Origin of the sequence: Mycobacterium sp. (genome assembly GCF_040509115.1) — a bacterium.
Lineage (GTDB): Bacteria > Actinomycetota > Actinomycetes > Mycobacteriales > Mycobacteriaceae > Mycobacterium.
Window position 1 is genome coordinate 1 of the sequence record NZ_JBEVLO010000060.1, and the last position, 7951, is coordinate 7951.

The window sequence follows — 7951 nt, forward strand, 5'->3', positions numbered from 1 at the left end:
CCCTAGGTTGAGTCTGTGATGCAGACTCAGCTCGCCGGGCAGGGTTCGGCGACCTCGACGTTGGCCGTCGTGGTGTTGGTGATGAACCTGCTGTGGCTTGGTGCGGGTTTCGTGTACTTCGTGGCAATGCCGCGACGAAGTACATACGGGCTCATCGGGAGTGGTCAGGCGACCCCGGAGGGACGCCGCGGTGCAGCGGGGCTCGTCGTCTTCCTCGGGGGTCTCAATTTGGCGCTGTTCAGCCTTGCGGCGCTGACGCTGTTGCGGCTTGACGAGTTCTCCGAGTCGTTATTGGCAGTGCCCATCACTGCGCTGATGGTGGGGCACGGTTCGCAGTTCCTCGTCAACGTGCCCGTCGCAATACGAGAGGCAACCAAGCGCGACGCACCGTGGCGGGTATCCGCCTTCCCGATGAACCTCATCTTCGCCCTCGATGCAACGTTGGCCGTCGCCAATCTCGTTCTCTTGCTGCAGCTATGATCTTGGCTTGACGTCCTTGAATCGTGGACCGTCGTGGCGCTAGGCGAGCACGGCTTGCCGTTGCCGTTGCTCGATCAGCCTGCGGACCGAGGCGGCAAACACCAGCGCGATGGTCGTCCACATGACCACCTGGGCACCCAGAGACAACAGCCGGAACTCGTAGAGATCGTCGGCCGGGAAATCTCCCGGGGTCTCGTCGATGGCGGGCAGGACCAGCATGACCACCGCCATCGCGGCGAGGTAGCCCCCTGCGGCGGCCAGCGACGCGTTCCAGGTGCCCAGCCTTGGGGTCAGGCAACGTCCGACGTATACGGCGGCCGCAAGCGCCGTCGCGGACAGCACGACCATCAACAGGTACAGCAGCGTCCGCTGCTGGATGGTGCCGTCGTAGCTGACTGCCGGTGGGTTGGGCGGGTACTTGAGGGCGGACACCACCCACAACGACACCAGCAGCGCACCGGCCGACAGCACCGACAGGGTGCGTGCCGAGATGTCGTCGACCCTGCCGTACGCCACACAGAACACGACGGCCAGCAGGGCGCCCATCGCGACCGAGAACGCCAGCACCCCGAACCCCATCCCGACGTTGGCCTGGACCGCCCGGGTGAACAGTTCGACGCCCTCGCCGTGGGAGTGACCGCCGTGCGCCGCCTCGTGTGCCGCACTGACCCCCTCTTCGTAACCGATGGCGCGCTCGATGACGGGCTCGAGGAAGATGCGCGCGAAGACGAAAGCCGAGACGGCCCCTGCGACGCCGGCCAGCAGCCCGCGGCCGATGATGTGCTTTTCCATGGTCAGTCGGTCCTTGGGTGACTCAGTGGCACGGGAAGCCGAGCAGATGGCGTGCGTCGTGGACGAATTCGTGCACATAGGTGTTGCTGCCGAACACCGAGGTGGCACCCTGGTCCATGCCGACGAAGTAGAGCGTCAACAACGCAAGGAATGCCGTGAGGGACAGCCATGCCACCGCCTTGACGGCAGACAGTTCCAACCCGGTGGCGGTGCCCGCCTTCGTGTTTTCCATAGTGCGTACCTTTCGTGAAACGTGTTGGGAATACGGGGTGGAGCTGGTATCAGCCGGCTGTCTCGCCGACCAGTCGGGGCGTCCGACTCGATGCGCCGGCCACCTGTTCGGCAACAAATCCGAACGCGGTGCCCAGCACCATGGCCATCAGGGCGATCGCGGCGGGATGCGAGATGGACGGCGCATCGGTGATGGACCGACCCGTGGCGCCGATGATCCCGACCGTGGAGGCGAAGCCGAAAAACGATGCGGGAGTGAAGGAAAACACGTCGAACCGGCCGATGGCCACCAGTACTCCGGCACCGAAGACGATGCACAACGCGGTCGCCCAAGGACCGCCTCCGAGAGCGTGGGCCACCAGCAGCGTAGCCGTCGCACTGACAATGCCCAGAACGGCCATGGGTAATGACCGACGCAGTCCGGTGACACCGCCTCCGGCGGCTACGAAGGATGCCCAGGCGATGAACAGGGCCCAGATCGGCACGGTCACTACGTAGATGGTGACGAGAAAGGATGCGGCACCGAGAACACCGATGACCAGGGTCGCCGCGGCGCGTTCGTTCATGATTGTTCCTTCGTTCTGGGCATGACGGGTCCCGGCCGGTGCATTCACGGGCCGAGACCCGCCGGGCAGGCGGGGATGCGTCAAGTGGGAGGAACGCTCAGGTGAGAACGGCGGAGCGCCCGCCGTACACCGCGATGGGCTTGATCTTGTCGCGGATCTCAGCCAGCGGCGTCATCGGATGATCATGATCGTGATCATGCGACGGAGTGGGGCAGTCGGGCTGCACCCGATGGTGATTTACCAGCTCGATGGGCTGCCCGTGCGGGGTACCCAGATAAGCCAGACGCCACTCTTCGTGGCGTGCGTCGACCATGGCGCCCGACAACCCGGCATGCCGGTCGACCATCCGGCTGACGGTGGTCAGCCACTGCCGGTAGTAAGACTCGGTGACCGTCTCGCCGGCGCGCCGCGGGGCACCGTTGATCTCTCCGGAGAACTCGCGTACCCACTCTGTCCAGGTGAACAACCGTTGCCGGGTCAGGGCCACCACGATCGCGAATGCCTCGACCTGCCATGGTTCTTCGAAGGAGACTTCAGGATCCTCGTCCGCGGACAGAAGCGCGTTCATGACGACTGCGCCGGGTCGAGGTAGCTGTCCCACAGGTCGATGTAGATCCACGAGTTTGGGGTGCCGCGGTCACCGAACAGCTCGCCGCTGCTGAACTTGATGCTGTACAGGTGTTCAGGGTTCTCACCGAGGCCGTGTGCCATGGTGTCGGGGTAGATGAAGAACCCGTGGTGGCGGTCGACGACGCCGAGGTGCCCCTTGGCGTAGCCGGGGAGTCGGGTGTGTCCGATCGGGTTGTGGTTGCGCACCAACACCGTATCCCCCACAGCGAAACGCGGGTCGACGGTGGCGGGCCGGGAGAAGTCGCCGGGAGTTCGAATCGCGCCGAGCACTTCGGCGGGAGCCAGCTTCTGCATGTCAGTCGATGTCCTTTGCTTCCAGGTCGGCGATCCGCGTGGCCAGCTCTTCTTCGGTGAACAGCCCGTTGGCGAAGCCAAGGTTCTCGGCGGCGCGCAACCAGTGCACGTAATAGGGAGTGCTCATGTACTCCGCAGGGTCCATGATCTCGATGGAGTGCCGGAATTCGTCGAGCGGGCACAGACCGGATGCGAAGTACATTCCGATGACGGAGAAGACGTCCTTTTCCCAAGGGCCGTGGAAGACCACCTCAGGATCCTCCGTCTTGACGGCACCCATGCCGTCTCTGCCACCGACGTCGTGAATTCCGTTCACGCTGCTACTCCTTCTGGGGTGCTGGCCAGTTTGGTGCCGATCATCGAGTCCCGGCTGACCAGATCGGTGAGTTGTTCGACGGTGAATCCGTCTGTGCCGGTCGGGCGTTGCGGAATGACGATGTAGCGGATCTCGGCGGTGCTGTCCCAGACCCGGATCTCGATGTCGTCGGGCAGTGTGGTGCCGAATTCGCTGAGCACCACCCGAGGCTCGAATACCACGCGCGAGCGGTATTGCGGCGCCTTGTACCAGGCCGGCGGCAGCCCCATGACGGCCCAGGGATAGCACGAACATAGAGTGCACACCACGACGTTGTGCACCTCGTCGTCGTTCTCGACATAGATGACGTGCGCACCCTCGAAGCCGGTCATGCCGAGTTCGGCCAGGGTGGAGGTACCGTCGGCGAGCAGTTTGGCCTTGAAGTCCGGCTCCGTCCAGGCTCGCGCGATGACGGCCGCGCCGTCCTTGTAGCCGATCCGGTTTTCGTAGATGTCGACCACTTCGTTGAACGAGTCGGGGTCGATGATGCCTTTGTCCACCAGTAGTGACTGGACCGCTTTGATCCGCAGCTGCGCGTACGGTGGCGGCGCCGTGTAGCCGTGGCTGATCTTGATTTCGTCCATCGTGTCGTGGATCCTTTCCTCGGTTCGGTCAGCGGACGCTGGCCAGAGAGACGTCGGGTGCGAACTGCTCGGATGCAGGCCGGCCTGGCGCGGACAGCATGCGATAGTGGTGCGGAAGGCGCATGGTGACCAGGTCCTTGCGCCGCACCACGTTCGCGTTGTAGGGACCGGGTCCGTCACTGGTGTCGATGGGTGCCGTCAGCACCTCGGCCGCGGCGCCCGCCACCCGCTCACGACGCGGGAACTCGAAGGTGTCGGGACCGAAAACTCCGCTGCGGCCGCCGAATTCAGGCGGATTGGCGTAGGCGAGATACACGTTGTTCTCCCCTGCCCGCACCCTCATGTGATGCCAGTGCAGTTGGCTGGCGCCTCGCGGAATCGGGTAGCTCAGCGGTACCTGCGTGCCCGGGTGTCCGTGATGCAGCAGCGCGGAGATTCGCGCGGGCACGGCGATCACGTCGCAGCCGTGTAGGGCGGCCACCCGACCGGATTCCGGGCGCAGCACGTCGTCACCGAGTAGCAGGGCCACCCGACCCACCCGGATGTCGGCGTGCGTCCAGGAATCTCCTGCCGCGAAGTACATCTCGTCGTCCTTGCTGAGATGGATCTTGCGGTGCACGGCGACGATGCCCTCCGGACCGATGAGGACGGCGCTGTTGTAGGGAGGCGTTGCGATATCGCCACGCTCGGCGATCCCAATCACCAGGTAGCTTCCGCTGCTGGCCGCGGAGTCGAGCAGTGGTTTCAGAATGCCTTCGGGGTCAATGCTTTCCGCGTATTCGGCGCCAGCGCTCGGGGGACCCGAGACGCTGAGTTCGGGAAACACCACCAGATCCGCACCCGCGTCGGCGGTCTCGAGGAATGCGTCGCGAATCCGTGCGACGTTGGCCGCACTGTCCGAGGTGGCATCTTGCTGGACGGCGGCGAGAACCGATGGTCTGCCGGGAGGAATGGGATCATTGCCGTAGAGCGTGAAGAAGTCTCGTGGGTTCCACAGGTAGGTATTGATCTGCAGGTCGCGATACAACTCGGGTCTGCGTCCGGACAGCGCCGACGCCGATGATTCCTTCGCTGCGCGCACCGCCGTCAGATCGATCTCGGCGGTCACCACTCCGTCGCCCGCGTCCAGGGAGGTCAGGATCTCCGAATCCGGTGCGATGATGCAGGATCCGCCGCTGAACTGGACACCGCGCTCCAAACCCCATCGGTTGCTCTCCATCAGGTAGCAGGAGTTCTCGAAGGCACGGCTGATCCAGTACGGCGCAGGCGTGCGCTCGGCGAGCCAGTTGCTGATGTGGCAGATCACGTCGGCACCGGCGAGCGCGACCATCCTCGCGGTTTCCACGAAGTGGATGTCCATGCAGATCAGCAACGCAATCCTGCCCACCGGTGTGTCGAAGACCCGGTGTCCGAAATCGCCGGGTGCCGCCCATTTGGGCTCGGCGATATAGCCGTGTGTCTTTCGATGAGTGCCGACGAGCCCCTGCGGTCCGATGAGGACTGCCGAGTTGTATAGCAGGCCGGTCTCCACATCGCGTTCCGGCATGCCGATCACGATGTGGCAGTTGTGGATTGCCGCGAGCTCGGCGAAGATCTCGGTGCTGGGCCCGGGGACCGTCTCGGCCATGGTCTCGGCCTCTGCGGCGTCGAAGAAGCAGTAACCGGAGATGCCCATCTCAGGCGTGGTGATGAGCTTCGCGCCGCCGGCCGCAGCCTCTTCCACCAGTTCGACGAGCCGGGTGATGTTGCGTTGCTTGTCGAACAGCACCGGCTCGAACTGGACCGCCGACGCCAAGTAAGTCGTCTCCGACACGGGGTTCCCTTCCGTCGTCTCCGCCACCACCGCGATACCGCGAGTTGGTGACGGCGTGAACGTTAGGAATCCCGTGTGTCACTGAGCGTCGACTTTGGTTTCTCAATTGTTAACGAACGACACTCATGTTTCCGGCACGTTACCCACAGTGCTCTGAGCTGGCTTGTTTGACGTCCAGAAAACATTTTCCGTAGAAACTGATTCGTTGGATTCGAGCACTGCACGTGCGTTGTCGACGGCAGCCTTCAACGTTGTCAGCGTGTCGCGCACCTCGGTGTCCAGATGAGCGTCTGCGCGATCGAGGACGTCGGCGCAGGCTCGGTGGACCGCTTTCCCCCGGCTGGTGAGGTGCACGTTGATGCGCCGCCGGTCAGCAGGGTCGATGCGGCGATACAGCAGGTTGTTGGTCACCATCCGGTCCACCAGCTTCGACAACACCGACGGCGCCAGTCCCGCCTCTTTGCCGATCTTCGACATCACCGACGGCCCGTGGACGGTTACGTGGTCGAGGACACGCCATTCGTCGAGCGAGCAATCCTGCACCGCAAGCAGGGCCTCCACCCGACCGCGCAGCATGCGAACGAGCGCGTCGGCCTGAAGCGCAACCTGTGATGCCGTTCCCATTGCCGGGTCCCTTCGATCGGTCTACCGTGGGCGCCACTGGCACACCACCGTCGGTGGCGACCCTAGTCGCCCGATCCGCATCGGGCCGCATGAAAACCCCTGCCGCTAGTCGAAAGTCACCGGGATGAAACCTTCCGCCCACGATGATGCGTTCAGCGTCGCCGTGGTCAACCCGCTGCAGGGTCCACTCGGGATCATCGGACCACCTGCGCAGTTGTGCACCCTGCTGGCGGCCGAGGAGATCAACGCGGCGGGCGGGATTCTGGGCCGCGAGGTTCGTCTGGTGACGGTCGACGGCGGTCTGCCACCGTCGGTCATCGCAGCCCAACTGCACACGCTGGTCTCCAGCGGTCAGGCACATTCGGTGATCGGCACCCATACCTCGTCGGTACGCAAGGCCGTGGCCCCGGCGCTGGCCGGACGAGTGCCCTACGTCTACACGTCGCTGTACGAGGGCGGGGAACGCGATCCCGGGGTGTTCGTCACCGGCGAGACACCCGACACCCAATTGCTTCCGGCACTGACCGTGCTCGAGCAGGAGTGCCGCGTTCGCGGCTGGTTCCTAGTCGGCAACGACTACGTCTGGCCGCGGTCCACCGCGAGGCAGATCCGCGCGCACCTGGCTGCCGATGACCGTGCGCTGAGCGGCGAGGCATACGTGCCCTTGGGCTGCAACGATTTCATCGCAGTACTGAACCGCCTCGAACGATCCTCGGCGACCGGTGTCGTGGTGTTGTTGGTAGGCCAAGACGCCGTGGAGTTCCACCGCCAGTTCGCCGACCGGGGGTTGCACCATCGGATGGTGCGACTGAGCCCCCTGATGGATGAGAACATGCTGCTGGCCACCGGCGCGGCAGCGTCCGAGGAACTGTACGTCGGTGCGGCGTACTTCTCGGCGCTTCCCACTCAGGGCAGCCTGGACTTCACCGCGTGCTACACGCGGCGATTCGGTCCCGAAGCTCCTGTGGTCGGGACCATGGCCGAATCCTGTTACGAAGGCCTTCACTTGCTTGCCGCACTGACGAAGGCGGCCGGCGGCAGCTCGGTACCTGAATTGTGTCGCGTAGCAGACAATCTCGTGATTGCGGGCCCTCGCGGGACGCAGCACTTCAAGGCGCACCACACCGCGCAGCAGAATTACCTAGCCAAGGCCAATGGCCTCGAGTTCGACGTATTGATCTCTCTTTGAGAAGTGCCGAGCGGCCTTGGCGTCGCGAAGTCAGCGGCGGTTGTGCGGGTCGCTCTCCCCCACGATGTAAGACGTTGCCGTCTTGACGATTTCGATGTCTGCTCCATCCGGGCGTTGCGCCGCTCGTGCGCCTTGATGCGCGGCCGCTCATGTGCCGACGACCATCGCCTATCTGGGATAGTCCTCGGGATTCTCCAACACCAACCGGGCGGCCTTCGCCCGCGTGCTCGGGGCCTAGCTAGTACGCAGGGCATGCGTGACTCACGTTGAACTGTCCGCTCTGGTGGAACGTCGCAACGACGAAGTGGCCGTTGCCCATTAGCGGTTGCGGCTCGTTGACGAGTGAACCGAGCGCCAGCCTGAACATGGTGCCGTGCGCAACCACGATCAACG

General features: G+C 64.2%; 11 protein-coding genes. 2 read left to right on the forward strand and 9 right to left on the reverse strand.

Annotation, left to right across the window (positions count from 1 at the left end; all coding sequences use genetic code 11):
* The first annotated feature begins 15 nt into the window (after nt 1–15).
* Entirely contained in the window at nt 16–480 is a 465-nt protein-coding gene (locus ABW137_RS04640; RefSeq protein ID WP_526397361.1) for a hypothetical protein, read from the forward strand.
* Nucleotides 481–519: 39 nt separating this feature from the next.
* Here the strand turns inward: ABW137_RS04640 and ABW137_RS04645 are convergent, their stop codons facing one another.
* From ABW137_RS04645 to ABW137_RS04685, 9 genes are all read right to left on the reverse strand, one after another.
* Entirely contained in the window at nt 520–1272 is a 753-nt protein-coding gene (locus ABW137_RS04645) for a CbtA family protein (RefSeq protein ID WP_526397363.1), read from the reverse strand.
* A 22-nt stretch (nt 1273–1294) separates the two neighbouring features.
* Complete coding sequence (locus tag ABW137_RS04650) at nt 1295–1504, reverse strand: CbtB domain-containing protein (protein WP_526397365.1); 210 nt, start codon at nt 1502–1504, stop codon at nt 1295–1297.
* A gap of 49 nt (nt 1505–1553) precedes the next feature.
* Nucleotides 1554–2069 carry a DUF1097 family protein gene (locus ABW137_RS04655; protein ID WP_526397367.1) on the reverse strand — a complete coding sequence of 172 codons (516 nt, stop codon included), beginning with the start codon at nt 2067–2069 and terminating at the stop codon, nt 1554–1556.
* Nucleotides 2070–2166: 97 nt separating this feature from the next.
* Nucleotides 2167–2637, reverse strand: a complete 471-nt coding sequence (locus ABW137_RS04660) for a nitrile hydratase accessory protein (protein ID WP_526397369.1) — start codon at nt 2635–2637, stop codon at nt 2167–2169.
* Nucleotides 2634–2993 (reverse strand): SH3-like domain-containing protein, encoded by a 360-nt coding sequence (locus tag ABW137_RS04665; protein ID WP_526397371.1) that lies wholly within the window; start codon nt 2991–2993, stop codon nt 2634–2636. Before ABW137_RS04665 ends, ABW137_RS04660 begins: the two co-directional genes overlap by 4 nt.
* 1 nt (nt 2994) lies before the next feature.
* Complete coding sequence (locus tag ABW137_RS04670) at nt 2995–3309, reverse strand: hypothetical protein (protein WP_526397373.1); 315 nt, start codon at nt 3307–3309, stop codon at nt 2995–2997.
* Nucleotides 3306–3932 carry a nitrile hydratase subunit alpha gene (gene nthA / locus ABW137_RS04675; RefSeq protein ID WP_526397375.1) on the reverse strand — a complete coding sequence of 209 codons (627 nt, stop codon included), beginning with the start codon at nt 3930–3932 and terminating at the stop codon, nt 3306–3308. Before nthA ends, ABW137_RS04670 begins: the two co-directional genes overlap by 4 nt.
* Nucleotides 3933–3960: 28 nt before the next feature.
* A complete protein-coding gene (locus ABW137_RS04680) occupies nt 3961–5745 on the reverse strand; it encodes a nitrilase-related carbon-nitrogen hydrolase (protein WP_526397377.1) in 1785 nt (594 codons plus the stop codon).
* 123 nt (nt 5746–5868) lie between these two features.
* Nucleotides 5869–6369, reverse strand: coding sequence for a MarR family winged helix-turn-helix transcriptional regulator (locus ABW137_RS04685; protein WP_526397379.1), 501 nt, complete (start codon nt 6367–6369; stop codon nt 5869–5871).
* 124 nt (nt 6370–6493) lie between these two features.
* Here ABW137_RS04685 and ABW137_RS04690 point away from each other — a divergent pair, with 124 nt between their 5' ends.
* The gene (locus tag ABW137_RS04690; RefSeq protein WP_526397381.1) at nt 6494–7558 is read left to right on the forward strand and encodes a substrate-binding domain-containing protein; all 1065 of its coding nucleotides are present in this window, start codon (nt 6494–6496) and stop codon (nt 7556–7558) included.
* Nucleotides 7559–7951 lie beyond the last annotated feature (393 nt).

Coding starts and splice junctions, on each gene's coding strand:
- ABW137_RS04660 (WP_526397369.1), bottom strand. CDS start 2,637: ATGAACGCGCTTCTGTCCGCGGACGAGGATCCTGAAGTCTCCTTCGAA.
- ABW137_RS04650 (WP_526397365.1), bottom strand. CDS start 1,504: ATGGAAAACACGAAGGCGGGCACCGCCACCGGGTTGGAACTGTCTGCC.
- ABW137_RS04690 (WP_526397381.1), top strand. CDS start 6,494: ATGAAACCTTCCGCCCACGATGATGCGTTCAGCGTCGCCGTGGTCAAC.
- ABW137_RS04645 (WP_526397363.1), bottom strand. CDS start 1,272: ATGGAAAAGCACATCATCGGCCGCGGGCTGCTGGCCGGCGTCGCAGGG.
- ABW137_RS04655 (WP_526397367.1), bottom strand. CDS start 2,069: ATGAACGAACGCGCCGCGGCGACCCTGGTCATCGGTGTTCTCGGTGCC.
- ABW137_RS04665 (WP_526397371.1), bottom strand. CDS start 2,993: ATGCAGAAGCTGGCTCCCGCCGAAGTGCTCGGCGCGATTCGAACTCCC.
- nthA (WP_526397375.1), bottom strand. CDS start 3,932: ATGGACGAAATCAAGATCAGCCACGGCTACACGGCGCCGCCACCGTAC.
- ABW137_RS04685 (WP_526397379.1), bottom strand. CDS start 6,369: ATGGGAACGGCATCACAGGTTGCGCTTCAGGCCGACGCGCTCGTTCGC.